This window comes from Buttiauxella sp., from assembly GCF_035271705.1.
Lineage (GTDB): Bacteria > Pseudomonadota > Gammaproteobacteria > Enterobacterales > Enterobacteriaceae > Buttiauxella.
Map to the genome: position 1 here is coordinate 1 of NZ_DATERI010000077.1, position 26,532 is coordinate 26,532.

Consider the following 26,532-nt stretch of genomic DNA (forward strand, 5'->3'; position numbering starts at 1 on the left):
GCGTTGCCCCCAGATCCCGGCGGCATTCACGACGACACTTGCGTAGAGATCCTGATGCTGTCGGATCTGGTGGTTGTAAACGCGCACTCCGCACACGCGGTCTCCCTGACGAATCAGCCCGGTGACCGAGTGTGCGGTCAAAATTTCTGCTCCGTGTTCTCGGGCATCCAGCATATTGGCCGCGGTCAGGCGGAAAGGGTCGACGGTGCCATCCGGCACCCGTACGGCACCGATAAGCTCAGGGTTTGCAGCAGGTTCCAGGCGTAGCGCTTCTTTAGGATCAAGCCGTTCGGCATCAATCCCTGCGTTCTGACAGGCGGTTATAAAAGTCGTTTGGAGCGCAAGATCATCTTCAGGAAGGGTGATAAACAAGCCATCGGAGCGTTCAATGCAATGGCGAGCAATGCGCTTGAGGATACGGTTTTCTTCAATACACTCTCGGGCTGATTCACTATCCGTCATAGCGTAGCGAGCACCGCTGTGAAGTAAGCCATGATTACGGCCTGTGGCGCCGGTTGCGATATCGTGTCGTTCCAGCAGCAGGGTGTGTAACCCACGCCGTGCGCAGTCGCGAGCCATTCCCGCGCCCGTAGCACCCCCACCAATAATAATCACATCCCGTTCTTTGCATCCCGTCGCCATGTTCTGCTCCTGACAAATTGCTTTGGGACTATTCAGCCACAGATAAAGAAATGAATGTTTGATATCGAGCAAATTCGAAAACAAAACGAAAGCAAAGTGTGATTTGATGCACCTTTTCGAGAGTTTGTAATAAAAATGTAATATGTTGTGGGGTGTTTCACACTAACCTGGCGGGATATTCCTTAACATGCGCTCGCAAAAGAACATTGCTTCACTAAAAAATTGCCACGGAGGCATTTATGCTGAGTATATTCAAACCTGCGGCGCATCAATCAACGCTAAAGACAGAACATATTGATCCGACTTATCGACGTCTGCGCTGGCAGATTTTTATGGGGATTTTCTTCGGTTACGCTGCCTATTATCTGGTACGTAAAAATTTCACGCTGGCGATGCCTTATCTTATCGAGCAAGGTTTTTCACGGGGTGACCTGGGTTTTGCACTTTCTGGGATATCCATTGCTTACGGTTTCTCGAAATTCATTATGGGGTCGGTTTCTGACCGCTCCAATCCGCGCGTTTTCTTACCTGCCGGTTTGATTCTGGCGGCAGCCGTCATGCTGTTTATGGGTTTTGTACCGTGGGCGACATCCAGCATTGCGGTGATGTTTGTATTGCTGTTTTTATGTGGTTGGTTCCAGGGAATGGGCTGGCCACCTTGTGGACGTACGATGGTCCACTGGTGGTCGAAGAAAGAACGTGGGGGAATTGTTTCCGTCTGGAACTGCGCCCATAACGTCGGCGGTGGCCTTCCACCACTCCTGTTCCTGTTGGGAATGGCGTGGTTCAACGACTGGCATGCCGCGCTGTACATGCCGGCTTTCGGGGCTATCCTGGTGGCATTGATTGCATTTGGTTTGATGCGAGATACCCCGCAGTCTTGCGGGTTGCCATCAATCGAAGACTATAAAAACGATTATCCAGAAGACTACAGTGAAAGTGCCGAAGAAGAACTGACAGCCAAACAGATCTTCATGCAGTACGTTTTCCCGAACCGTTTGCTGTGGTATATCGCCATTGCTAACGTTTTCGTTTACTTACTGCGTTACGGTATTCTCGACTGGTCGCCAACGTATCTGAAAGAAGTGAAACATTTCGCGCTGGATAAATCCTCCTGGGCATATTTCTTGTATGAATATGCGGGGATACCAGGAACGCTGCTTTGTGGTTGGATGTCAGACAAAGTCTTTAAAGGCAACCGTGGCGCAACCGGCGTGTTCTTTATGATTCTGGTGACTATCGCAACGGTCGTGTATTGGCTAAACCCTCCAGGTAATCCAGGCGTGGATATGGCGTGCATGATTATCATCGGCTTCCTGATTTATGGCCCTGTAATGTTAATTGGCCTGCATGCACTTGAACTGGCACCGAAAAAAGCCGCAGGGACTGCAGCGGGCTTCACCGGATTATTTGGCTATCTTGGGGGCTCTGTCGCCGCAAGCGCGATTGTCGGCTACACGGTAGATTTCTTCGGCTGGGACGGTGGTTTTATGGTGATGATCGGCGGCAGTATCATGGCCGTGATTCTGTTGCTGGTGGTGATGGTGGGTGAGAACAAACAACACCAACAACTGAAAGCCAGAGAGAGTCATCTTTAATCAATAAAAAACCTCCCGTGTGATGTAAACCGTCCAACTTTATGGGGTCAGTTCACGCGGGAGGTTCTTTTACATCTCGATTTCGATATCGCCCTGCGCCTGGCAGCAACAGGGCAGTATTTCACCCGGTTGGATAAACGCCAGTGGTTCGGTAAGCCACTTAACCTGGCCGGCAATTAAACGCGTACGGCAGGAGCCGCAATACCCTTCCCGACACTGATATTCCACGGCAACCTGGTGCGACTCAAGCGTTGCCAGAAGAGAAGGGTGTTCTTCTTCACACAAGACCTGTGTCCCGGTGATTCGTAGCGTAATGCGGCTCATCGTTTACAGCTGGAAATCGCTGAAACCGTCGGTGTTAACTTCAGAATCAATCTGACCCACCAGATAAGAACTCACTTCCACTTCTTGCGGCGCAACCTGCACGTTGTCAGACACAAGCCAGGCATTGATCCATGGGATTGGGTTTGAACGTGTTTTGAATGGCAGATCCAGACCCACACCCTGCATGCGGATATTGGTAATATAATCAACATATTGGCAAAGAATGTCTTTGTTCAGACCAATCATTGAACCGTCGCGGAACAGATAGCTGGCCCACTCTTTTTCTTGTTCAGCCGCCAACACGAACAGGTCATAACATTCCTGGCGGCATTCCTGCGCGATTTCTGCCATTTCAGGATCGTCTTCACCGGAACGCATCAGGTTCAGCATGTGCTGAGTCCCGGTCAGGTGCAGGGCTTCGTCGCGGGCAATCAGTTTGATGATTTTCGCGTTGCCTTCCATCAGTTCGCGCTCGGCGAAAGCGAAAGAACAGGCGAAGCTGACGTAGAAGCGAATTGCTTCCAGTGCGTTTACGCTCATCAGGCATAAATAGAGTTGACGCTTCAGAGCACGCAGATTCACGGTCACGGTTTTACCATTCACGTTGTGCGTACCTTCACCCAGCAAATGCCAGTAGCTGGTCATCTCAATCAACCTGTCGTAGTAACCTGAGATATCTTTCGCGCGCTTCAGGATTTCCTGGTTGGTCACGATATCGTCAAACACAATCGCCGGATCGTTAACGATGTTACGGATGATGTGGGTGTAAGAGCGTGAGTGGATAGTTTCGGAAAACGCCCACGTTTCAACCCAGGTTTCCAGCTCAGGGATGGAAATCAGCGGCAGCAGGGCAACGTTCGGGCTACGACCCTGAATGGAATCCAGCAGTGTCTGGTATTTCAGGTTGCTGATGAAAATGTGCTTCTCGTGATCAGGTAAGGCTTGATAGTCGATGCGGTCACGGGAGACGTCCACCTCTTCCGGGCGCCAGAAGAAGGAAAGTTGCTTTTCAATCAGCTTTTCGAAGATGTCATATTTTTGCTGATCGTAGCGTGCAACGTTAACCGACTGGCCAAAGAACATAGGTTCCGCAAGCTGGTCGTTTTTCGTCTGTGAAAAAGTGGTGTAAGCCATGAAATCAAATCCTGTCATGCGTTGAAAAAATCCCCTCAGCAAGGTGAGGGGATTTTAAGTTAGATTTTACATGCGCCGCTTTCGCAGCCATCGTCCTGGATTGAAGGTGCCAGGTCGTCTTGTGCATCTTCCGCGCCATCACGGGTGTTTTGATAATAAAGTGTTTTGACACCGAATTTATAGGCGGTAAGCAAATCTTTGAGCAACTGCTGCATCGGCACCTTGCCTGACGCGAAGCGCGATGGGTCGTAGTTGGTGTTTGCTGAGATCGACTGGTCGATAAATTTCTGCATCACACCCACTAATTGCAGGTAGCCGTCGTTGTTTGGCAGGTCCCACAGCAGCTCATACTTGTCCTTCAGTATTTCATAATCCGGCACAACCTGGCGCAGGATACCGTCTTTCGACGCTTTAATGCTGATATGGCCGCGTGGAGGCTCGATACCATTGGTCGCGTTGGAAATTTGCGACGAAGTCTCAGACGGCATCAATGCAGAAAGTGTGGAGTTACGCAGGCCGTGAGTTTTAATCGACTCACGCAGGGTTTCCCAGTCCAGATGCAGCGGCTCGTTGCTGACGACATCCAGGTCTTTCTTGTAGGTGTCGATAGGCAGAATGCCTTTTGCGTAAGTGGTTTCGTTGAACCACAGGCAAGGACCTTGCTCTTTGGCCAGCTCGTTCGACGCTTTCAGCAGGTAATACTGAATGGCTTCGAAGGTTCTGTGCGTCAGGTTGTTTGCGCTGCCATCGGAGTAACGAACGCCATTTTTCGCCAGGTAGTAAGCGTAGTTAATCACGCCGACACCCAGAGTACGGCGACCCATCGCACCACGTTTTGCGGCAACGATTGGGTAATCCTGGTAATCCAGCAATGCATCCAAAGCACGGACCGCCAGAACGGCCAGCTCTTCCAGCTCATCCAGACTTTTGATAGCGCCAAGGTTAAATGCAGACAACGTACACAGCGCGATTTCACCGTCTTCATCGTTGATGTCATTCATTGGCTTAGTCGGCAGCGCAATTTCCAGACACAGGTTGGACTGGCGCACTGGCGCGATAGTTGGATCAAACGGGCTGTGGGTGTTGCAGTGGTCAACGTTCTGGATGTAGATACGGCCAGTAGACGCACGTTCTTGCATCATCAGTGAAAACAGCTCAACGGCTTTTACGCGTTGCTTACGGATAGTGCTGTCTTTTTCGTATTTTGTGTACAACTGCTCAAACTTTTCCTGATCGGCAAAGAATGCATCGTACAGGCCTGGAACGTCAGAGGGGCTGAACAGTGTGATGTCTTCGCCTTTCAGCAAACGGGTGTACATCAGTTTGTTGATTTGTACGCCGTAATCCATGTGACGCACGCGGTTGCCTTCAACACCACGGTTGTTTTTCAGTACCAGCAGGCTTTCGACTTCCAGGTGCCACATTGGATAGAACAGCGTGGCAGCACCGCCACGCACGCCGCCCTGAGAGCAGGATTTCACTGCAGTCTGGAAGTGTTTGTAGAACGGAATACAACCAGTATGGAACGCTTCGCCACCGCGAATTGGGCTACCCAACGCACGAATACGACCGGCGTTGATACCAATACCAGCACGTTGGGAAACGTATTTCACAATCGCGCTGGAGGTCGCGTTGATGGAGTCCAGGCTGTCGCCACACTCGATCAGAACGCAAGAGCTGAACTGGCGAGTTGGGGTGCGCACGCCAGACATAATCGGCGTAGGCAGAGAAATTTTGAAGGTAGATACTGCATCGTAAAAACGCTTCACATAGCTCAGGCGGGTTTCACGTGGATAGCCTGAGAACAGGCACGCGGCAACCAGAATATAGAGGAACTGTGCGCTTTCGTAGATTTCACCGGTGACACGGTTCTGAACCAGGTACTTGCCTTCGAGCTGTTTAACTGCGGCGTAAGAGAAGCTCAGGTCGCGGTTATGGTCGAGATAATCGTCCATCTGCTTGAACTCTTCTTCCGTGTAGTCTTCCAGCAGATGTAGATCGTATTTGCCCATCTCAACCATTTTCACAACATGGTTGTAAAGTTTAGGTGGCTCGAACTCACCGTATGCTTTTTTACGCAGATGGAAAACGGCCAGACGTGCCGCCAGATACTGATAATCCGGCGCATCACGAGAAATTAAATCTGCCGCAGCTTTGATGATTGTTTCATGAATGTCAGAGGTTTTGATGCCGTCATAAAACTGAATGTGCGAGCGCAGTTCAACTTGCGATACGGATACGTTATTCAGACCTTCAGCGGCCCAATCCAGAACTCGGTGGATTTTATCCAGATCGATTCGCTCAGTGCGACCGTCACGTTTTGTAACCAGCAGACTCTGATTCATGTGAGTTTGTACCTGTCCGTGAAATGAAAAATGCCCCATTTATCCACAGCCGGCCACTTGTGGCTAACCTTGTGGATAAATACTACATGTAGGGGGTTGTGGATTACTTAATCACTATATGGTGAGTATTCTAGTAACTAATCGATTGAGAACAAGTATTGATTTCGCGAAAGAATTGAGGTTGTGACAACCCAAATTCTCTAAGTCCACGTCACGTAAGGCTTGTGACAATTGTCAATGGGATGCAAAAAAAATGATATTTTTTATCGGGTGCTGATTTCTTAAACGTCATCGATAATCGCGCGGTTTGATACCGCGCAATTTATACCCGTCATACTTCAAGCTGTGGGGGGGGCAGCACTCTCTGACCCCAGTCACTGACTTTAGGAAGCTCCTGGGGATAAGCTCTCTTGCCGCCTACCCACAACTCGAATGATTTAGGGTATACAGTTTTATTTTATGAAAAGCTGTTTAGTTAACTCTCAGTGTGCAACATGTAGTTAACATCAACACCTGGGGCGAGTTTGAACGTGTTAGTCAGCGGGTTGAAATGCAGGCCCGTCATGTGGCGCTCACGCAACTGAGTCTCATCAACCCAGGAAAGTAATTCTGCGGGTTTGATAAACTTCTTAATGTCATGCGTGCCTTTTGGCACCATGCGTAGAATGTACTCCGCACCGACTACGGCCATCAGCCACGATTTGCCATTACGGTTAAGCGTGGAGAAAAAGACATGACCGCCGGGTTTCACTAATTTTGCGCAGGCTCTAACCACCGATTTCGGGTCAGGCACATGCTCCAGCATTTCCATACAGGTGACGACGTCATACTGACCGGCATGTTTTTCAGCGTGTTGTTCAACGGTTTCCTGAACGTAATCCACCTGAATGCCGCTTTCCAGCGCATGAAGTTTAGCGACTTGTAGCGGCTCGAAACCCATATCGAGCCCGGTCACTGTAGCGCCTTCGCGAGCCATACTTTCTGCCAAAATACCGCCACCACAGCCGACATCAAGCACCGTTTTACCGAACAACCCACCAGCACGCTGGTTGATATAACCCAAACGCAGCGGGTTAATGCGATGCAGTGGTTTAAATTCGCCTTCTAAATCCCACCAGCGCGAGGCAACGGCTTCGAATTTTGCGATTTCATTATGGTCGACGTTGTGGATCACCGGTTGGTTTTCGGCATTCATAGGGCTACTCACTCCTTACTCGTTTCGTGGCGGGAGTATATCAGTCAATTCTCTGTAGGCGAACGTGTTCTGGTTTCCCCACAGTAGGGCGATTGTGTTATAATTTGCGACCTTTGAATCCGGGACACAGTAGAGGGATAGCGGATACATGAGCGACCTTGCCAGAGAAATTACACCGGTCAACATTGAGGAAGAGCTTAAGAGCTCCTATCTGGATTACGCGATGTCGGTTATTGTCGGCCGCGCACTGCCAGATGTCCGCGATGGACTGAAGCCGGTACACCGTCGCGTACTTTACGCCATGAACGTATTGGGCAATGACTGGAATAAAGCGTACAAAAAATCCGCCCGTGTTGTTGGTGACGTAATCGGTAAATATCACCCCCACGGTGATACCGCTGTCTATGACACTATCGTGCGTATGGCGCAGCCATTCTCATTGCGTTACATGTTGGTAGATGGCCAGGGTAACTTTGGTTCTGTGGACGGTGACTCCGCCGCTGCGATGCGTTATACGGAAATCCGTATGTCGAAAATCGCTCACGAACTGATGGCCGATCTCGAAAAAGACACGGTAGATTTCGTCGATAACTACGACGGAACCGAACGCATTCCCGATGTTATGCCAACCAAAATACCTAACCTGCTGGTTAACGGTTCGTCCGGTATCGCAGTGGGTATGGCAACAAACATCCCACCTCATAACATTACTGAAGTTATCAACGGCTGCCTCGCGTTTATTGAAGACGAAGACATCACCGTTGAAGGGTTGATGGAACACATCCCAGGCCCAGACTTCCCGACTGCCGCTATCATTAATGGCCGTCGTGGCATCGAAGAAGCGTACCGCACCGGTCGTGGCAAGATTTACATTCGCGCCCGTGCTGAAGTCGAAGTTGATGCGAAAACCAGCCGCGAAACCATCATTGTTCATGAAATTCCATACCAGGTGAACAAAGCTCGCCTGATTGAGAAAATTGCTGAGCTGGTGAAAGACAAGCGCGTTGAGGGCATCAGTGCCCTGCGTGATGAGTCAGATAAAGACGGCATGCGCATTGTTATCGAAATCAAACGCGATGCAGTGGGCGAAGTGGTTCTGAACAACTTGTATTCCCAGACCCAACTTCAGACTTCCTTCGGTATCAACATGGTTGCGCTGCATCAGGGCCAGCCGAAGATCATGAACCTGAAAGATATTATTTCTGCGTTTATGCGTCACCGTCGTGAAGTTGTGACTCGTCGTACTATTTTCGAACTGCGTAAAGCGCGTGACCGTGCGCACATCCTTGAAGGGTTGGCGATTGCGTTGGCTAACATCGACCCAATCATCGAGCTGATTCGTCACTCTCCGAATGCGGCAGAAGCGAAAGCAGGTCTGATTGCGCGTTCATGGGATCTGGGCAACGTTGCCGCGATGCTTGAGCGTGCCGGTGATAACGCTGCGCGTCCTGAGTGGCTGGAGCCAGAGTTCGGTATTCGTGATGGTCAATATTTCCTGACCGAGCAACAAGCACAGGCAATTCTGGATCTGCGTTTGCAGAAACTGACTGGCCTTGAGCACGAAAAACTGCTCGACGAATACAAAGAACTGCTGGAGCAGATCGCTGAGTTACTGCACATTCTGGGCAGTGCTGAACGTTTGATGGAAGTGATCACCGAAGAGCTGGTTGCCATGCGCGATCAGTTTGGTGATAAACGCCGGACCGAAATTACAGCGAATACCTCTGATATCAACATTGAAGATTTGATCAACCGCGAAGATGTGGTTGTGACCCTGTCCCATCAGGGCTATGTGAAGTATCAGCCGCTGACCGACTACGAAGCACAACGTCGTGGTGGTAAAGGCAAATCTGCAGCACGTATAAAAGAAGAAGATTTCATCGACCGCCTGTTGGTTGCCAATACCCACGACACCATTCTGCTGTTCTCCAGCCGTGGTCGTCTGTATTGGATGAAGGTTTATCAGTTACCGGAAGCGAGCCGTGGTGCGCGTGGCCGTCCAATTGTGAACCTGCTGCCGTTGGAGCCGAACGAACGTATTACTGCCATCTTGCCGGTACGTGAGTATGCCGAAGGCGTTAACGTGTTTATGGCGACCGCGAGCGGCACCGTGAAGAAAACTGCGTTGACCGACTTCAGCCGTCCACGTTCTGCGGGCATCATCGCCGTTAACCTGAACGAAGGTGACGAACTGATTGGTGTTGACTTGACTGACGGTAGCAATGAAGCAATGTTGTTCTCGGCTGCGGGTAAAGTGGTGCGCTTCAAAGAAGACGCCGTTCGTACCATGGGCCGTACGGCAACAGGTGTTCGTGGTATCAAACTCGCAGGTGAAGACAAAGTCGTTTCCCTGATCATTCCACGCGGTGAAGGTTCTATCCTGACTGTGACGCAGAATGGTTACGGTAAACGTACTGCCGCTGATGAGTATCCGACCAAGTCGCGTGCGACACAGGGCGTTATCTCCATCAAAGTCACCGAGCGTAACGGCAGCGTCATTGGCGCGGTACAAGTTGAAGATACCGACCAGATTATGATGATTACCGATGCGGGCACTCTGGTTCGTACTCGCGTTTCAGAAGTGAGTGTCGTTGGCCGTAATACCCAAGGCGTTATCCTTATCCGTACTGCGGATGATGAAAATGTGGTGGGTCTGCAACGTGTTGCAGAACCGGTAGACGAAGAAGAACTGGATGCTATCGACGGTACTGTCGCTGAAGGTGATGAAGACATCGCACCAGAAGCTGATGTTGAAGACAACGCAGCCGATGAAGCGGACGACGAAGCGGACGAGTAATCCGAATTTTGTTGTTTGATATAAGCCCAAACGCCCGATGCTATCATTGCATTGGGCGTTTTTTATTTTAATATCAGGTACAGGCCTGGTTTAACTCATAAAGGTAACTCAATGGCAATTCCTGAAAAGTATGAAGATGTAGAGCGTTGGGCATTCGGTGATACCGAGCGACAGGCAGATGAGCTGGTTAAATTGGTACTTGATGGCGTGAAAACCGCCACCTGCGCCAACCTGGATGGTGAGGGTATTGCACAGCCTGGCGATATTTTTGTGGTGGTGGATGGTAAGAATAAGCCGGTCTGCGCGATTGAACTGACCACTACGGAGATGACCACTTTTGAACAGGTGGATGAAGCCCACGCGTTGGCAGAAGGGGAAGGCGATCGCACCCTGGCTTACTGGCGCAACGAACATAAACGCTTCTTTGAAGAGTACGAGCTGTTCTCACCTGATATGACACTGGTGCTGATGCATTTTAAGGTTATCGAAAAGTTCTGATAAACCCGTCATCCTTCAAGCTGCATCTTTGTTGGCGGCGTTCGCTCACCCCAATCACTTACTTTAGTAAGTTCATCGGGACTCGTTCACTTGCCGCCTCAATGCAACTTGAATTATTTAGGGTTTAAACCTTAATGGTTTGCCGTTGCGGGCTGCCATTTTTGCGGCTACCTTAACGGCATCCAAAGTTTTGCAATTTCCTCGATCAGGCTCAATTTGAAATATCTTGTCTCTTTTCGCACCACACTAAAAGTCTCCCGCTACCTGTTCCGGGCCCTGGCTTTATTGCTTTGGCTGTTGATTGCACTTTTTTCCGTGTTCTATATCGTGAATGCATTACACGACAAAGAGTCAGAGATTCGTCAGGAATTTAATATCAGCTTCGACCAGGCGCAGCGTTACATTCAGCGTACGTCTGATGTGGTAAAAGAGCTCAAGTACATCACAGAAAATCGTCTTAACGCGACCAGTGGCGTATTGCCGGTTATGGATAATGACGATAACAAAATAGACCCACCTAGTTTCAGGCCTTTGTTCCCGGACTCTGACTGCTCAGCTGTCAGCGCGTCCTGGCGTTCTTCGCTGCAATCTCTGGCGTGGTTTTTACGTTACTGGCGAGACAATTTCTCCGCAGCCTATGACCTCAACCGGGTCTTTTTGATTGGTGGTGATAATCTGTGCATGGCGGATTTCGGCCTGCGAGAGATGCCTGTTGAGCGTGAAAAAGCGCTGAAAACCTTGCATGAACGCATCATGAAATATCGCAAAGCCCCGCAGGATGAACACAGCAACAGTATTTACTGGATTGGCCCAGGTACACGTCCAGGTGTCGGATACTTCTATACGTTGACCCCCGTTTATCTGGCTAACCACCTACAGGCACTACTGGGTGTGGAGCAAACCATCCGCATGGAAAACTTTCTTTCGCCAGGATCCATGCCGATTGGCGTAACGATTCTGGATGAAAATAGTCGTCCACTTATCACTCTTTCCGGCCCTGATACGCAGGTTCAGCCTGAAGACAAATGGATTCAGGAACGTTCGTGGTTTGGTTATGGGGCTGGGTTTAAGCAATTAATTTTAAAGAAAAATTTGCCACCTTCCTCAATGAGTGTGGTGTATTCAGTTCCGGTAGATGTGGTTTTCGAACGTATCCGCATGCTGATCCTAAACGCGGTGTTGCTGAATATTCTGGTTGGTGCGGTGCTGTTTACTCTCGCGCGGATGTATGAAAAACGGATATTTATTCCGGCGGAAAATGACGCTCAGCGCCTGGAAGAACACGAGCAGTTCAACCGTAAAATTGTCGCTTCAGCACCGGTCGGGATCTGTATTCTGCGGACTCAGGACGGGACGAATATTCTGAGTAACGAGCTGGCGCACAATTATCTCAACATGCTGACTCATGAAGACAGGCAGCGGCTAACACAAATTATTTGTGGCCAGCAGGTTAACTTTGTCGATGTGTTGACCAGTAACCAAACCAATCTACAGATAAGTTTTGTCCATTCCCGTTATCGTAATGAAAACGTTGCGATTTGTGTGCTGGTGGATGTGAGCGCGCGCGTCAAAATGGAAGAATCGCTCCAGGAAATGGCCCAAGCTTCTGAGCAGGCGAGCCAGTCAAAATCTATGTTCCTTGCGACGGTAAGCCATGAACTGCGCACACCGTTGTATGGCATTATCGGCAACCTGGATTTGTTGCAAACTAAAGAGTTACCAAAAGGTGTCGATCGCCTGGTGACGGCAATGAACAACTCTTCCAGCCTGTTACTGAAAATCATCAGCGATATTCTCGACTTCTCAAAAATCGAATCAGAACAGTTAAAAATTGAGCCGCGTGAATTCTCACCGCGTGAAGTGATGAGCCACATTACCGCGAACTATTTGCCGCTGGTGTTGCGCAAACAACTGGGACTGTACTGTTTTATCGAACCTGATGTGCCACTGACGTTACAAGGTGATCCGATGCGCTTGCAGCAAGTCATTTCCAACTTGCTCAGTAATGCCATCAAATTTACGGATATTGGCTGCATTGTCCTCCATATCAGCGTGGAAGGGGATTATCTCTCTTTGCGCGTGCGCGACACGGGCGTGGGCATTCCTGCCAAAGAAGTCACGCGGTTATTTGATCCCTTCTTCCAGGCTGGTACCGGTGTGCAGCACAATTTCCAGGGTACGGGTCTGGGTCTTGCTATCTGTGAAAAGCTTATCAGCATGATGGATGGCGATATTTCAGTGGATACCGAAGTGGGAATGGGGAGCCAGTTTACGATTCGCATTCCTTTATACAGTGCGAGTTACGCTGAGCCTGCGCAGGTTGAAGGGTTGGTGAACAAGCGTTGTTGGCTGGCAGTACGAAATGCATCGCTGAGTAAATTCCTCGAGTCGATACTGGCAATAAACCACTTTGACGTGCGGCAGTATCAGGGCCAAAAGCCGGATAGCGACGATATTTTAATCACCGATGATGAACTGGAAAAAGCCTGGGAAGGGCGCGCGGCGATTATTTTCTGTCGCCGTCATATCGGTATTCCTGTTGAAGTTTCCCCGGGTTGCTGGGTCCATAGCCTTGCCGCACCGCATGATTTGCTGCTGTTATTGGGGCGTATTTACAGCGTGACGGTTAACCAGGCAGGTGTTGACTCTGACTTACCTGCGCCTTCCGACAACCAGGAATGCAATGATGACATGATGATCCTCGTCGTCGATGATCATCCTATCAACCGGCGTTTGCTGGCAGATCAGTTGGGATCATTGGGTTATCAGTGTAAAACGGCGAATGATGGTATCGATGCACTGAACGTGCTGAGTAAAAATCACATTGATATCGTGCTCAGTGACGTCAACATGCCGAATATGGATGGTTATCGCCTGACACAACGTATTCGTCAGCTTGGTTTGACGCTGCCAGTGGTGGGTGTGACAGCCAATGCACTGGCCGAAGAGAAACAACGTTGTCTTGAGTCGGGGATGGATAGCTGCCTGTCGAAACCGATGACACTGGATGTACTCAAATCGACCGTCGATCTTTACGCCGCAAGAGTTCGTAGTGGCAGATAAAAATGTCGGATGTCGCAGCGCGACATCCGACACTTATTTAATCATCAGTCGCAGACAGGCTAACTGATGAGAGGTAGTTCAGTAGGGCGATGTCATTTTCCACACCCAGTTTCATCATTGCTGATTTTTTCTGGCTACTGATAGTTTTGATGCTGCGGTTCAGTTTGCGTGCGATTTCGGTGACCAGGAAGCCTTCTGCGAACAGACGCAGAACTTCGCTCTCTTTTGGAGACAAACGCTTGTCGCCATAACCACCAGCACTGATTTTTTCCAGCAGACGAGTCACGCTCTCTGGGGTAAATTTTTTGCCTTTCTGCAATGCGGCCAGTGCTTTTGGTAAGTCGGTTGGCGCACCTTGCTTCAGTACAATCCCTTCGATATCCAGTTCTAATACCGCGCTCAAAATAGCGGGGTTGTTGTTCATCGTCAGCACGATGATGGAGATGTTAGGGAAGTGACGCTTGATGTATTTGATAAGCGTAATGCCATCACCGTATTTATCTCCAGGCATGGAGAGGTCGGTAATCAAAACATGGGCATCAAGTTTTGGTAAATTATTGATAAGTGCTGTGGAATCTTCAAACTCACCAACAACATTCACCCACTCGATCTGCTCGAGAGATTTACGAATGCCGAACAGGACAATCGGATGGTCGTCGGCAATAATTACGTTCATACTGTTCATGTAATAGGCTACCTTGCTACAGCAAACTCTTGACGTAACCGTCAATGTTGCTGGCATATTTTTGTATGTTGGCAGCATCACTTTCACGAATGTGATGCTCTAATGTTTCACATAACTGCTTGCCGGGTACCAAGTTGAGCATTGCAAACACCCCTTTCAAGCGGTGAGCTGTCTGCGCTAACGCGACGAAATCGTGCGCCGCAGATTCAGTATACAATCTCCTAACATCTTCCGGTACTGTGTCAACAAACAGAGAGTAATAACCGCTGGCATGAAGCTGCGCATTTTCATCGCCGCCTAACGGTGACTCAGAAATGCTCTCCTGTGCGAGTTGTTCCTCTATCAGTTGTAGCACGGCATCTTGCATAGCATTACTGATATTAAAATTAACCCGGAACTGACCAGGGCCAAGCTTACGCATTCCGTTCTCATCATCGCTTAAAAGCAATCCAGAAGATGTAAGATTAGACGGATTATCTGTCAGGAAGATATCAAACTCTTGACTTGCCAATCTTTCATCCGGGGTGATGCACTGTGCTCCCCAGTTTTCTAACAGGCGCGTGACGATATTTCGCACTTCATTGGAAGTGATATCAATCATCGCGACCACATCATCAAGCAATTTCTCTTCTTGCTCTTCAGGCTGGGGCTCTGCAGTCATCTTGATGTGCAGATTGTAGCGGGTACCAATGTCCTCTCGAGTTTTGATATTCAAATGCCCGCCCAATTTGCGTGACAGTTGATCGCATAAATAGAAAGTGAGTCCGTTAGCTTGCCCGTAACGATCTTCACGGGTTTCATTGAGGAATGGGAAGTGGAGATTGTCGACTTCGCCGCTGCTAATCCCTTCGCCAGTATCCAGAATGCGGAATAACAAACGGTCAGGGCCAGCTTCTTCTTCTGTGATATCGAGAGTGATTTTACCCATTTGGGTCGTGGTGACGGAATAATGCAGCAACAATTGTAGAACTTTACGCAGTGCTTCCCGGTCGCCGTGGCGCTCTTCATCTGCTGCTAGCTGGTTGTTGATAAGCAGTTGTAAACCTTTGCGCTTGATAATCGGCAGCATTTCCAGCGCGACCTCATCAATTAATGGCTGAATGGCGAACTGCGTTGCATTGGTTTTCCATGTATCGGACTCCAGCATATTGAGCAACTGCATCTCATCCACCAGACGTACGATGCTTTGCGCTTCATTGGCTATTCCGTGTGCCTCAGGCGTATTCAGTGTGCTCGCGTGTTCGGCAATATTCTTCACCGGACGCTGAAGGGCTTCGCCAATATTCTGCATGAAAGAGATCCGTCCATGCTGATTTTTTTCATACAGGCGTTGGGCTTGTTTGAGCTTTTTATTGACCAGAATTTCACGGTCTTGATCACGAATGACAAAGATCTGCGTGTGCGGAGCAATCTGGCTACGGAACTGGCGTATTTCATACAGTTCGTTATTGATAGTCGCTTGAATAACCCCCTGATGCTGATCGGCCATCGCAATAATGTTCTGCAGGTTCAGGTGTGGTAGCAAGTGGTCGGCAATTTTATTGCTAATAACAGTACGGTTCGAGTCCAGATCATGTACCAACAGGCCAAGGGGCAACTGCGCGACAATCTCTTCATTTAATGCACGTAAGATTTGTAGTTCGGCATTGCCACTTTGAACTTCGGCAGGGCGCGCCGTATGTTGGCGGAAAGTGGTGAAACCGAATAGCGCCAGCGCCAGCAGACCAATATTGAACAGCAGCGGGAATAGAATGTTCTGTAAAACATCCATCAGCAAGGTGCCGAGCGACACTTGCCACACCACACGCAGATTAGTGGTTGCAAGCGGGGAGGTTATGTCAATTTTCGTCCCATTAAAATTGATGGTTACGCTATCCGGGCCATCTTTCTCTGCGTTATTAATCGGCTTCTGCGCATCGTTATTTTCCAGACGGAAGCTTTCCAACGGCATGGTTGGCGGAATCAAATCATTTATGGGTAAATCAAACGCCACGACAGTGGCCAGATGGCCTGGCTGGTTGAAGGTGGTACGCAGTGTGAAGTAATGACCATTCTGCCAGGCCAGCGTGCGCAACAGAGAAAAGCTCTCACGTTCATCCAGTGCGTTTGCCTGCTGGAGCATTTCAGCACGGCGGGAATCAACGATGGAACTGACACCCGTTTCTTTAAGGCCAGTGGAGAGATCTTTTAGTGGCAGCGTTGAGACCAGAATCAAGCTGTTATCCTGGCCGTTTAAATAGTACATCGACCAGGGGCTAGGTTCGGCACCCCATAACGTATCGAGGTAAGTTGAGATACGTTGTGTCGTATCGAGCGTAGAGCTGTCGTGGGAGCCAAAAATCAACGCTTCAGTTTTACTGCGCGGCTTATCTAAATAGTAAACATCCTGGCGTAGGCGGGTTTCTTGCAGACCGTCACTAGCAGGGGAAGTTGAGACCGCAATGTTGTCATAAATTTGCCAGGTCGCGTAACGGAATACATCCACCCGTTTATGCAGCGCATGAGTGATATCGACTATCTGATAGCTCTTATCTTTCAGCCAGCTGTTAACAGCACTTTGCACCATGACACCCATGGCCACCAGTAGTACGACGATCAATAGCAGGAAGAAGCGTGTGATGTTGCCGGGGATAAGCGAAAATTTATTAGGGATCATACTGTCTGACTGACTCATTGTTAGCGCGCAACCCGGCGAGCATTCGCCACTTAAAAATATCCACTGCTCTGCCAGGCTAGCAGGCAGGCGTCAAAAGCTGTTAGCAAAAAACTAACACGCCCTGGCTAAGAATACCTGCAACCGACGTTGTCGTCATCGTCTGTCTGTTAAAACTCAACGAGTATAATTCGAAATTGCCACATTTCCAGGTTATTGATAATTAGCCAAAATTGCAGCGTTAAATGGAGGGTGCCTCAAGCAAAAAAGTGGGGTGTATTTGGACGAGAAGATTTAGACCGTACCACTGTATTTTCTGAAGCCATTGTTTATTTGGATTATTTTTTTAGAAAGTTCCCGCTTCGTTTGTATGATTTCAACGCGAAAAATGAGGAATTTCTTAATAGTCATTACTTTTTGAGGGGCGTAGCACAAAATGATTAAAGCTACGTAAAGAAGAGTAAAAAAAACCGGATGCAAGCATCCGGTCCAAAATAGGGGTAAAACAGACATTCAAAGCTGAATGACGGTAATAAATAAAGTTAATGATGATAGCGAGATGTATTTTATATATAAATCACCCCTATGTTTTAACATTCAGTGCTCCTGATGTATTTATTGGTTATCTTATTGATTTGTGGTTGTATTTTAATTTTTTTGATAATTAGTGCTTATAACATTGTCTTTTTGTGCTTAAAAAAGTTCCCTGAAATTTACATTTTGAAACAGCTATGTGGATAAATGAAACATCTATAGTGTTTTAGTAGCATATTCGAGTTGGATTAATCTGTATTAGTTTCGGACAATAGCTTCGCCGACTGATTAGCAATTTAATCAGTAAGCAGTGGCATATAAAAAGGCATATAACAGAGGGTTGATAACATGAAAGTTAAAGCACTGGCCATCCTGGTTCCAGCATTGCTGGTAGCAGGCACCGCTCATGCGGCCGAAATTTATAACAAAGACGGCAACAAATTGGATTTGTACGGTAAAGCAGTTGGCTTACATTACTTTTCTGACGACAAAGGTGCAGACGGCGACCAGACCTACTTCCGTATCGGTGTCAAAGGCGAAACTCAGATTAATGACCAACTGACCGGTTACGGCCAGTGGGAATACAACGTCCTGGCAAACAACACTGAAGGTAGCGCTAATCAGTCTTGGACTCGTCTTGCTTTCGCTGGTCTTCGTTTTGGTGATTATGGTTCTTTCGATTACGGTCGTAACTACGGCGTAGTTTACGATGTCACTTCATGGACTGACGTTCTGCCAGAATTTGGCGGCGACACTTACGGTTCTGATAACTTCCTGCAATCCCGTGCTAACGGTGTAGCAACTTACCGTAACTCTGACTTCTTCGGTATGGTTGATGGCCTGAACTTTGCTCTGCAATATCAAGCTAAAAACGGCAGCGTTGATGGTGAAGGTTCCACCCAGAATGGTCGTGGCCCTCTGAAACAAAACGGTGACGGCTTCGGTGGTTCCCTGACTTATGATCTGGGCGAAGGCTTCAGCATTGGTTCGGCTATCTCTAGCTCTAAACGTACTTCTGAGCAGAACAACGGCCTGTGGTTAGGTGAAGGCGATCGCGCTGAAACTTACACTGGTGGTCTGAAATATGACGCTAACAACGTATACCTGGCTACTCAGTACACCCAAACTTACAACGCCACTCGCGCAGGCGACCTGGGCTTTGCAAACAAAGCACAGAACTTTGAAGTTGTAGGTCAATACCAGTTCGATTTCGGTCTGCGTCCTTCCATCGCTTACCTGCAGTCTAAAGGTAGTGACCTTGACGGTTACGGCGACCAGGACCTGTTGAAATATGTTGAAATCGGTGCGACTTACTACTTCAACAAAAACATGTCCACCTATGTTGATTACAAAATCAACCTGCTGGACGAAAACGAATTTACCCGCGACGCTGGCATCGGTACTGATGACATCGTAGGTGTTGGTCTGGTTTACCAGTTCTAATTTCTGCCTTCGCAGGATTAGCAATAAAGGGCGCCTTAGGGCGCCTTTTTTACGTCTGGCGTCTCAACCTGCATGCACTTTTAACCCAATTCATTTTCAGTTGGTGTACCCTTTTGCGCTCAAACAGGAGAGAGAAACAATGGATTTACGATTATTACGCAATGGCCTGTTTGCCATCGTTGTGGGTGCATTGGCTGGCTGTGATAACCCAACGGCGAAAGGCAATGCCGGCATGGTGCTGGAAGGCAAAACCATGGGCACTTACTGGCGTGCAAGTATCGCGGGTGTCGACAATGCACGGCAGGCTGAACTGCGTGAAAAAATTCAGGCGCAGCTAGACGGCGACGATCGCCTGATGTCGACCTATAAAACAGATTCTGCGTTATCGCGCTTTAACCAGGCTCGCACGACTGAGCCTTACGCCATTGATGAAGCGATGAGTGATATTGTCACCATGGCGTTGCGTATTGGCGCGAAAACAGAGGGTTCGATGGACATTACCGTTGGGCCGCTGGTAAATCTGTGGGGATTTGGCCCAGATAAACAACCGGTCAAAACACCCAATCAGGCGCAAATTGATGCCGCGAAAGCATTAACCGGGTTACATCATTTAACGGTGATAAACCAGCCAGGGAAGCAATGGTTACAAAAGGATCTTCCCGGTTTGTATGTTGATCTCTCAACAATGGGTGAGGGTTATGCCGCTGATCACCTGGCACGTTTGATGGAAAAAAACGGCATCAACCGTTATTTGGTTTCCGTTGGCGGGGCTGTTGTGACGCGCGGCATCAATGCCGAAGGTAAAGCCTGGCGCGTAGCGATTCAGAAGCCGACTGATCGTGAAAATGCTGTACAGGCGGTGGTTGATCTCAACGGCCACGGTATCAGTACCTCAGGTAGCTATCGCAATTATTACGAACTCGAGGGTAAACGCCTTTCGCACGTGATCGACCCGCAAACCGGGCAACCCATTCAACACAAATTAGTTTCCGCGACAGTGATTTCAACGACAGCTATGGAAGCAGACGGTTGGGATACGGGGCTGATGGTTCTTGGCACCGAAAAAGCGAAACAGGTCGCAGAAAAAGAGGGGCTGGCGGTCTATTTGATCACTAAAGAAGGCGATAATTTCACGACGTGGATGTCGCCGCAGTTTAAAGCTTTCCTGTTAAGTGAATAACAGTATTTAGGATATTAGAAAGCAAGATTACGGGTTTCCCTCGGCGGTAACGCTGTCAAAGTGACAGGGTGACAGCAAAACTAAAGGAGCCAGTCATGAAAGCGATTTTTGACAACGCAGCGAATGACGCTCGCTGGCAGGCTGTGGAAACCCGTGATAGCCGCGCTGATGGGCAGTTTATTTTTGCCGTTAAAACCACCGGCATTTTCTGCCGTCCATCTTGCAGCGCACGCCACGCGTTACGCAAAAATGTCGTATTTTTTGAAAACGTTGATCAAGCTATAAACGCCGGTTATCGCCCATGCAAACGCTGCCAGCCAGATAAACTAACCCCAGAGCAGCAACGAATTGACCGCATTACTCTGGCCTGTCGCATCCTCGAGACCCGTAATGAGCCCATCGCGCTGGCTGAAATTGCCACCCGTGTCGCCATGAGCCCGTTTCATTTTCATCGGTTATTCAAGCAAGTCACCGGTCTAACGCCTCATGCTTTTCAAAAAGCACTACGGGCAAAACGCCTGCGCGAACAACTCACCCAAGGTGAGCCTGTTACGCGGGCTGTTTTTGAGGCCGGTTATCAATCGGGCAGCAACTATTATCAACAAGCCGACGCCGTATTAGGCATGACGGCTAAGCAATATCGGCAGGGCGGGGAACGCACCGTCATTGCGTTTGTGACGGGCTCTTGTCGGCTGGGGACATTTTTGGTCGCCCAGAGCGAACGCGGTATTTGCGCCATACTATTGGGGGGTGATGCACAAGCATTGGTCGCTGAGCTGGAAACGCTATTCCCGCATTCGTCATTAACGGCAGGCGACGCACAATTCGCGGAGCGAGTGGCACAAGTCGTGAATGTGATTGAACACCCGATGCAACATTTTTCCCTGCCGCTCGATATCCAGGGAACGGCCTTCCAGCAGCAAGTGTGGCAAGCGTTGCGCGATATCCCCGTCGGGCAAACTGCCAGCTATCGCGATATTGCGCAGCGTATTGGCAAACCGCAGGCCGTTCGTGCCGTGGCAGGGGCATGTGCTGCAAACAAGCTGGCGGTGATTATTCCCTGTCACCGCGTGGTGCGTAACGACGGCGCGCTTTCGGGCTACCGTTGGGGCGTTGAACGTAAGCGGCAACTGCTTGAGATTGAAGCCGAACAGCAGGAGGAGTGATGCTCGATTTATTTGCCGATGAAACGCCCTGGCAGGAGCCGTTGGCAGAAGGGGCGGTGATCCTACGTCGCTTTGCCTGTGCCGACGCGCAGCGACTGATCGCGCAAATATCGGCACTCGCTGCTGTTTCACCTTTCCGCCAGATGGTCACCCCAGGCGGCTACACCATGTCGGTGGCAATGACTAACTGTGGTGAAGTCGGTTGGACGACCGATAAACACGGTTATCTCTACTCGCCGATGGATCCATTAACCTCGCAACCCTGGCCCGCAATGCCGGATCTTTTCAGGACATTGTCAGATGCCGCATCGACGGCGGCGGGATACGCCAGGTTTACGCCCGATGCCTGTCTCATTAACCGCTATGCCGTGGGCGCAAAACTGTCGCTTCACCAGGATAAAGACGAGCTCAACCTGCAACAACCGATTGTTTCGGTATCGCTGGGGTTGCCTGCGGTGTTTCAGTTCGGCGGCCTTAAACGCAACTCTGAGCTGAAAAGAGTGATGCTCGAACACGGTGACGTGGTGGTGTGGGGTGGGCCGTCACGCTTGTTTTACCACGGTATTTTACCCCTCAAACCCGCTCATCATCCCAACACTGGCGAGTATCGTTACAACCTCACTTTTCGTCATACCAGATAAAGCGAATAAAAATAAGAATTATTCTTGCTGTTGAAGGCGAGCCGTTTAAACTGCTCGCTGTTTTCGTTTTTCGGGTCTTGAGTGATGGAACTTTTGCGTGTGGTTTACCAGCAGTATCGTTGGCCTTTCTTGATGGTGATGGCACTCAGCCTACTCAGTGCAGTGTTAGGTATCGGCTTAATTGCCTTTATCAATCTGCGACTGATTGAAACGCCGGATATTTCTCTTTCGGTATTACCCGAATTTCTTGGCCTGTTACTGCTGTTAATGGTGGTGACGCTCGGCTCACAGCTGGCACTCACTACACTCGGACACCACTTCGTCTATCGTCTGCGTAGCGAGTTTATTAAGCGCCTGATGGACACACATGTCGAACGTATCGAAAAACTGGGCAGTGCCGCACTGTTAGCCGGTTTAACCAGCGATGTCCGCAACATTACGATAGCCTTTGTGCGTTTACCTGAGCTGGTACAAGGCATTATTTTGACCCTGGGTTCAGCGGCTTATCTGGCGTGGCTGTCGCCACAAATGCTCGGAGTGACGGCAATCTGGGTCGCGGTAACCATTTATGGCGGCTATGTGCTGGTGGCGCGTGTGTACAAACATCTGGCGCAACTGCGTGAAATTGAAGACCAGTTGTACAACGATTACCAGACCGTCATTGAAGGCCGCAAGGAATTAGCGCTAAACCGTGAACGTGCGGAGCGCGTCTATGAAGAGACTTATGTTCCCCATGCCAGCGACTACCGTCGCCATATTATTCGTGCTGATACCTACCATTTGAGCGCGGTAAACTGGTCGAATATCATGATGCTGGGTGCCATCGGCCTGGTGTTCTGGATGGCAAATAGCCTCGGTTGGTCTGATACCAATGTCGCGGCCACCTTTTCCCTGACGCTGCTGTTCCTGCGCACTCCGATGCTGTCGGCCATTGGCGCGCTGCCAACGTTGCTGACAGCCCAGGTGGCATTCAACAAACTGAATAAATTCCAGCTCGCGCCCTACGAGGCCGACTTCCCGCGAAGCCTTGAACCTGCTCGTTGGCAAACTCTTGAGATGCGTGATGTGGTGTTCCAGTATGCCGATAACACCTTCTCCGTTGGGCCGCTCAATCTCAAAATTGAACGGGGTGAACTGCTGTTCCTGATTGGTGGAAACGGCAGCGGTAAATCGACATTGGCGATGTTGCTGACCGGGCTTTATCAGCCGGTATCCGGCGCAATTTATCTGGATGGCAAAAAAATTGAGGCCAGTCATCAGGACGACTATCGCAAGCTGTTTTCCGCGGTGTTTACCGATGTTTGGTTGTTTGACCGTCTGCTGGGGCCACAAGGTGTGCAAGCCAATGCAGAATTAGTTTCAAGCTGGCTTGAACGCCTGAAAATGAGCGAAAAACTCGAGCTGGAAAACGGCACCATCCTGAATCTGAAACTCTCAAAAGGGCAGCGTAAACGTGTGGCGTTGTTGCTGGCACTGGCAGAAGAACGCGACATCATTTTGCTTGATGAATGGGCCGCCGACCAGGACCCGCATTTCCGTCGCGAGTTTTATCAGTTGCTGTTACCGTTGATGCAGCAAATGGGTAAAACCATTTTTGCCATTAGCCATGATGACCACTACTTTATTCATGCTGACCGGTTACTGGAAATGCGCCAGGGGCAACTGAGTGAATTAACGGGTCACGAGCGCGAGCATGCTTCGCGCGATGCGGTCGCTCGCACCGAATAACGGGTGGAAAGGGTGGATGAACCGTACAGCTCATCCACCTTACAACCTGCTATTGTAGGCCGGGTAATCGCCCACAATCACGGGGGTAAATGGCCAGATGTCTGTCACTCCAAAGTACAGCACCCAACAGCGTGCGCAAGACCGAGCGTGATGATCACCGCCATCACCGACACTGGGGGGTTCTTTATCTTCCTGGGTCTCGCGACGATATTCTTGCTGTAGCCATCACCGCTTGAAGGTGCTCGGAGGATAAACTTTCCGTTCGTCCTGCCGATAAGTTATGTAAATTCTGTCTTAGTACCGTTATATTGTGTAGTACATAACGAAACTCAGTGGAGTAACACATGGCTAAGCAGTGGGTACGTCTGGCATTAGGCGCGGCATTGAGCATCACTCTGGCCGGGCAAGCATTCGCCGATAACAGCAAAATTACGGTATTTGCCGCAGCATCGTTGTCTAACGCGATGCAGGATATTGCGACGCAATATCAGAAAGGCAAAACTGTCGAAATCGCGGCTTCGTTTGCTTCATCTTCAACGCTTGCGCGCCAAATTGAAGCGGGTGCTCCGGCCGATTTATTCATTTCTGCAGATCAGAAATGGATGGATTATGCCGTGAGCAAAGACGCGATTAAAACCGACACCCGTGAAACACTGCTCGGCAACAGCCTGGTGGTTGTCGCACCTATTACCAGCAAAATTGGCGATGTTGCGATTAACGCAAAAACCCACTGGGACTCACTGCTAAAAGACGGCCGTCTTGCAGTGGGTGATCCAGACCACGTTCCTGCGGGTATTTACGCGAAAGAAGCACTGCAAAAATTAGGTGCCTGGGATACGCTATCGGCAAAACTTGCTCCGGCAGAAGATGTCCGTGGCGCGCTGCTGCTGGTGGAACGTGATGAAGCACCGCTCGGCATTGTGTATGGCTCAGACGCGGTTGCGAGCAAAGGCGTGAAAGTTGTCGGTACTTTCCCTGAGGATTCTCATCAGAAAGTGGAATACCCGATTGCCATTGTTAAAGGCCGCGACACCCCAACAGTTAGCGCCTTTTACACGTATCTGAAAGGGCCAGAAGCGGCTGCCATATTCCAACGTTATGGATTTACGACGAAATAAGAATGATATTGACTGATCCCGAATGGCAGGCGGTACTGCTGAGCCTGAAAGTCTCAACCCTTGCGGTGTTATTTAGTCTCCCATTTGGGATCTTCTTCGCTTGGGTATTGGTGCGTTGCCGGTTCCCTGGTAAAGCGTTGCTCGACAGTATTATCCATCTTCCATTAGTGCTCCCGCCTGTGGTAGTCGGTTACTTATTGCTGATTGCGATGGGGCGACGCGGTGTGATTGGCGCCTGGATTTACGACGTATTAGGTATCACATTCGCCTTCAGTTGGCGCGGAGCAGTGCTTGCTGCGGCGGTGATGTCTTTCCCGCTGATGGTACGAGCGATTCGCCTTGCACTGGAAAGCGTGGATATGAAACTTGAACAGGCTGCTCGCACACTCGGTGCTGGCCGCTGGCGTGTGTTTTGCACCATTACCTTACCGTTGACGTTGCCGGGCATCATTGCCGGAACCGTGCTGGCATTTGCTCGCTCGCTGGGTGAGTTCGGTGCCACTATCACTTTCGTTTCGAATATTCCTGGTGAAACACGCACTATTCCTTCGGCCATGTACACACTGATTCAAACCCCGGGTGGCGAAAATGCCGCAGCGCGTTTATGTGTGATTTCGATTGTTTTGGCACTGGCGTCATTGCTGGTAGCGGAATGGTTAGCGCGACAGAGCCGTAAGCGGATAGGGGCACTCTGATGCTGGAGCTCAATTTTGTTCAGACGCTGGGTGACCTGCGTCTTGAGATAAACGAAACCTTACCAGGGAAGGGGATTACCGCTGTATTTGGCGTCTCAGGTGCGGGTAAAACCTCGCTAATTAACGCGATCAGTGGTCTGACTCATCCACAGCAAGGCCGAATTGTACTTAATGATCGCGTGCTAAGTGATGCAGAAAACAAGCGTTTCCTGGCCCCGGAAAAACGTCGCATTGGTTATGTCTTCCAGGATGCGCGCCTGTTCCCGCACTACCGTGTGCGTGGAAATCTGAAATATGGCATGCCGAGAAGTGCAGCCGGGCAGTTCGATAAACTGGTTGCGCTGCTGGGGATTGAACCGCTACTGGACCGATTCCCATGGAGTTTGTCCGGTGGCGAAAAGCAGCGTGTGGCGATTGGCCGCGCGTTGTTAACCTCGCCAGAATTGCTGCTGCTCGATGAGCCGCTGGCCTCGCTGGATATCCCACGTAAACGAGAACTGCTGCCGTATCTGCAACGCCTGGCGCGGGAAATCAATATCCCCATGTTGTATGTCAGCCACTCGCTGGAAGAGATCCTGCATTTGGCAGATAAAGTGCTGGTGCTTGATGCGGGCTCGGTAAAAGCTTTTGGCAATCTGGAAGAGGTGTGGGGCAGCAGCGTGATGCATCCGTGGTTGCCCAAAGAGCAGCAAAGCAGTGTGCTGAAAGTGACGGTGATGGAGCATCACCCGCATTATGCGATGACTGCGTTAGCACTTGGCGACCAGCATCTGTGGGTCAATAAACTGGATAGCCCGTTGCAGGCCTCGTTACGCATTCGCATTCAGGCATCAGACGTTTCGTTGGTGCTCCAGCCGCCGGTCAATAGCAGTATTCGTAACGTGCTGCGGGCGAAAGTCGCCCAATGTTACGACGATGAAGGGCAGGTAGAAGTCCAACTGGAAGTAGGGTCAAGGAAACTGTGGGCGCGGATTAGCCCGTGGGCAAGGGACGAGCTAATGATAAAACCAGGCCAGTGGCTGTACGCACAAATCAAAAGCGTGTCGATTAGCGCGTGATTTTGTTGGGTGGATAAGCGCAAGGGCCATCCACC

General features: G+C 49.8%; 19 protein-coding genes. 12 read left to right on the forward strand and 7 right to left on the reverse strand.

The features are described from left to right. On the reverse strand, nt 1–642 hold a 642-nt coding region (locus VJY99_RS06600; protein ID WP_324117267.1), incomplete at its 3' end, for an FAD-dependent oxidoreductase. A gap of 239 nt (nt 643–881) precedes the next feature. Between VJY99_RS06600 and glpT the strand changes: the two genes are divergently transcribed. Then, nucleotides 882–2,240, forward strand: coding sequence for a glycerol-3-phosphate transporter (gene glpT, locus VJY99_RS06605; protein ID WP_324117268.1), 1,359 nt, complete (start codon nt 882–884; stop codon nt 2,238–2,240). Between the two features lie 69 nt (nt 2,241–2,309). Here glpT and yfaE read toward each other — a convergent pair whose 3' ends face one another. The 4 genes from yfaE to ubiG form a co-directional block, all read right to left on the reverse strand. After that, nucleotides 2,310–2,564, reverse strand: coding sequence for a class I ribonucleotide reductase maintenance protein YfaE (gene yfaE, locus VJY99_RS06610; RefSeq protein ID WP_324117269.1), 255 nt, complete (start codon nt 2,562–2,564; stop codon nt 2,310–2,312). A 3-nt stretch (nt 2,565–2,567) separates the two neighbouring features. Further along, a complete protein-coding gene (gene nrdB / locus VJY99_RS06615) occupies nt 2,568–3,698 on the reverse strand; it encodes a class Ia ribonucleoside-diphosphate reductase subunit beta (RefSeq protein WP_324117270.1) in 1,131 nt (376 codons plus the stop codon). Between the two features lie 59 nt (nt 3,699–3,757). Continuing rightward, nucleotides 3,758–6,043 (reverse strand): class 1a ribonucleoside-diphosphate reductase subunit alpha, encoded by a 2,286-nt coding sequence (gene nrdA / locus VJY99_RS06620; protein WP_324117271.1) that lies wholly within the window; start codon nt 6,041–6,043, stop codon nt 3,758–3,760. 475 nt (nt 6,044–6,518) lie between these two features. Beyond that, a complete protein-coding gene (gene ubiG / locus VJY99_RS06625) occupies nt 6,519–7,238 on the reverse strand; it encodes a bifunctional 2-polyprenyl-6-hydroxyphenol methylase/3-demethylubiquinol 3-O-methyltransferase UbiG (protein WP_324117314.1) in 720 nt (239 codons plus the stop codon). 148 nt (nt 7,239–7,386) lie between these two features. Between ubiG and gyrA the strand changes: the two genes are divergently transcribed. From gyrA to rcsC, 3 genes are all read left to right on the forward strand, one after another. Beyond that, nucleotides 7,387–10,035 (forward strand): DNA topoisomerase (ATP-hydrolyzing) subunit A, encoded by a 2,649-nt coding sequence (gyrA, locus tag VJY99_RS06630; RefSeq protein WP_324117272.1) that lies wholly within the window; start codon nt 7,387–7,389, stop codon nt 10,033–10,035. Between the two features lie 111 nt (nt 10,036–10,146). Continuing rightward, entirely contained in the window at nt 10,147–10,533 is a 387-nt protein-coding gene (locus VJY99_RS06635) for an ASCH domain-containing protein (RefSeq protein ID WP_324117273.1), read from the forward strand. Between the two features lie 216 nt (nt 10,534–10,749). Next, nucleotides 10,750–13,596, forward strand: coding sequence for a two-component system sensor histidine kinase RcsC (gene rcsC, locus VJY99_RS06640; protein ID WP_324117274.1), 2,847 nt, complete (start codon nt 10,750–10,752; stop codon nt 13,594–13,596). Between the two features lie 37 nt (nt 13,597–13,633). Here the strand turns inward: rcsC and rcsB are convergent, their stop codons facing one another. Further along, entirely contained in the window at nt 13,634–14,281 is a 648-nt protein-coding gene (gene rcsB / locus VJY99_RS06645; protein WP_324117275.1) for a response regulator transcription factor RcsB, read from the reverse strand. A 16-nt stretch (nt 14,282–14,297) separates the two neighbouring features. Continuing rightward, a complete protein-coding gene (gene rcsD / locus VJY99_RS06650) occupies nt 14,298–16,955 on the reverse strand; it encodes a phosphotransferase RcsD (RefSeq protein WP_324117276.1) in 2,658 nt (885 codons plus the stop codon). Nucleotides 16,956–17,816: 861 nt separating this feature from the next. Here rcsD and VJY99_RS06655 point away from each other — a divergent pair. The 8 genes from VJY99_RS06655 to modC all read left to right on the forward strand — a co-directional run bounded on the left by VJY99_RS06655 (nt 17,817) and on the right by modC (nt 26,497). Continuing rightward, the gene (locus VJY99_RS06655; protein ID WP_324117277.1) at nt 17,817–18,911 is read left to right on the forward strand and encodes a porin OmpC; all 1,095 of its coding nucleotides are present in this window, start codon (nt 17,817–17,819) and stop codon (nt 18,909–18,911) included. A 139-nt stretch (nt 18,912–19,050) separates the two neighbouring features. Continuing rightward, the gene (gene apbE / locus VJY99_RS06660; RefSeq protein WP_324117278.1) at nt 19,051–20,091 is read left to right on the forward strand and encodes an FAD:protein FMN transferase ApbE; all 1,041 of its coding nucleotides are present in this window, start codon (nt 19,051–19,053) and stop codon (nt 20,089–20,091) included. Between the two features lie 95 nt (nt 20,092–20,186). After that, nucleotides 20,187–21,257, forward strand: a complete 1,071-nt coding sequence (gene ada / locus VJY99_RS06665) for a bifunctional DNA-binding transcriptional regulator/O6-methylguanine-DNA methyltransferase Ada (protein ID WP_324117279.1) — start codon at nt 20,187–20,189, stop codon at nt 21,255–21,257. Continuing rightward, entirely contained in the window at nt 21,257–21,898 is a 642-nt protein-coding gene (gene alkB, locus VJY99_RS06670) for a DNA oxidative demethylase AlkB (protein ID WP_324117280.1), read from the forward strand. The genes ada and alkB overlap by 1 nt, the downstream gene beginning before the upstream one ends. Nucleotides 21,899–21,982: 84 nt before the next feature. After that, nucleotides 21,983–23,626 (forward strand): multidrug ABC transporter permease/ATP-binding protein, encoded by a 1,644-nt coding sequence (locus tag VJY99_RS06675; RefSeq protein WP_324117281.1) that lies wholly within the window; start codon nt 21,983–21,985, stop codon nt 23,624–23,626. Between the two features lie 344 nt (nt 23,627–23,970). Next, nucleotides 23,971–24,744 (forward strand): molybdate ABC transporter substrate-binding protein, encoded by a 774-nt coding sequence (gene modA, locus VJY99_RS06680; protein ID WP_324117282.1) that lies wholly within the window; start codon nt 23,971–23,973, stop codon nt 24,742–24,744. Nucleotides 24,745–24,746: 2 nt separating this feature from the next. After that, a complete protein-coding gene (gene modB, locus VJY99_RS06685) occupies nt 24,747–25,439 on the forward strand; it encodes a molybdate ABC transporter permease subunit (protein WP_324117283.1) in 693 nt (230 codons plus the stop codon). Continuing rightward, nucleotides 25,439–26,497: a molybdenum ABC transporter ATP-binding protein ModC gene (modC, locus tag VJY99_RS06690; RefSeq protein ID WP_324117284.1), complete on the forward strand. Its 1,059-nt coding sequence runs from the start codon at nt 25,439–25,441 to the stop codon at nt 26,495–26,497. The genes modB and modC overlap by 1 nt, the downstream gene beginning before the upstream one ends. Nucleotides 26,498–26,532: the final 35 nt, after the last annotated feature.

What these genes read in the sequence shown, in the direction of transcription:
- glpT (WP_324117268.1), top strand. Translation starts at nt 882, where the DNA reads ATGCTGAGTATATTCAAACCTGCGGCGCATCAATCAACGCTAAAGACA.
- yfaE (WP_324117269.1), bottom strand. Translation starts at nt 2,564, where the DNA reads ATGAGCCGCATTACGCTACGAATCACCGGGACACAGGTCTTGTGTGAA.
- nrdB (WP_324117270.1), bottom strand. Translation starts at nt 3,698, where the DNA reads ATGGCTTACACCACTTTTTCACAGACGAAAAACGACCAGCTTGCGGAA.
- nrdA (WP_324117271.1), bottom strand. Translation starts at nt 6,043, where the DNA reads ATGAATCAGAGTCTGCTGGTTACAAAACGTGACGGTCGCACTGAGCGA.
- ubiG (WP_324117314.1), bottom strand. Translation starts at nt 7,238, where the DNA reads ATGAATGCCGAAAACCAACCGGTGATCCACAACGTCGACCATAATGAA.
- gyrA (WP_324117272.1), top strand. Translation starts at nt 7,387, where the DNA reads ATGAGCGACCTTGCCAGAGAAATTACACCGGTCAACATTGAGGAAGAG.
- VJY99_RS06635 (WP_324117273.1), top strand. Translation starts at nt 10,147, where the DNA reads ATGGCAATTCCTGAAAAGTATGAAGATGTAGAGCGTTGGGCATTCGGT.
- rcsB (WP_324117275.1), bottom strand. Translation starts at nt 14,281, where the DNA reads ATGAACAGTATGAACGTAATTATTGCCGACGACCATCCGATTGTCCTG.
- rcsD (WP_324117276.1), bottom strand. Translation starts at nt 16,955, where the DNA reads ATGAGTCAGTCAGACAGTATGATCCCTAATAAATTTTCGCTTATCCCC.
- VJY99_RS06655 (WP_324117277.1), top strand. Translation starts at nt 17,817, where the DNA reads ATGAAAGTTAAAGCACTGGCCATCCTGGTTCCAGCATTGCTGGTAGCA.
- apbE (WP_324117278.1), top strand. Translation starts at nt 19,051, where the DNA reads ATGGATTTACGATTATTACGCAATGGCCTGTTTGCCATCGTTGTGGGT.
- ada (WP_324117279.1), top strand. Translation starts at nt 20,187, where the DNA reads ATGAAAGCGATTTTTGACAACGCAGCGAATGACGCTCGCTGGCAGGCT.
- alkB (WP_324117280.1), top strand. Translation starts at nt 21,257, where the DNA reads ATGCTCGATTTATTTGCCGATGAAACGCCCTGGCAGGAGCCGTTGGCA.
- VJY99_RS06675 (WP_324117281.1), top strand. Translation starts at nt 21,983, where the DNA reads ATGGAACTTTTGCGTGTGGTTTACCAGCAGTATCGTTGGCCTTTCTTG.
- modA (WP_324117282.1), top strand. Translation starts at nt 23,971, where the DNA reads ATGGCTAAGCAGTGGGTACGTCTGGCATTAGGCGCGGCATTGAGCATC.
- modB (WP_324117283.1), top strand. Translation starts at nt 24,747, where the DNA reads ATGATATTGACTGATCCCGAATGGCAGGCGGTACTGCTGAGCCTGAAA.
- modC (WP_324117284.1), top strand. Translation starts at nt 25,439, where the DNA reads ATGCTGGAGCTCAATTTTGTTCAGACGCTGGGTGACCTGCGTCTTGAG.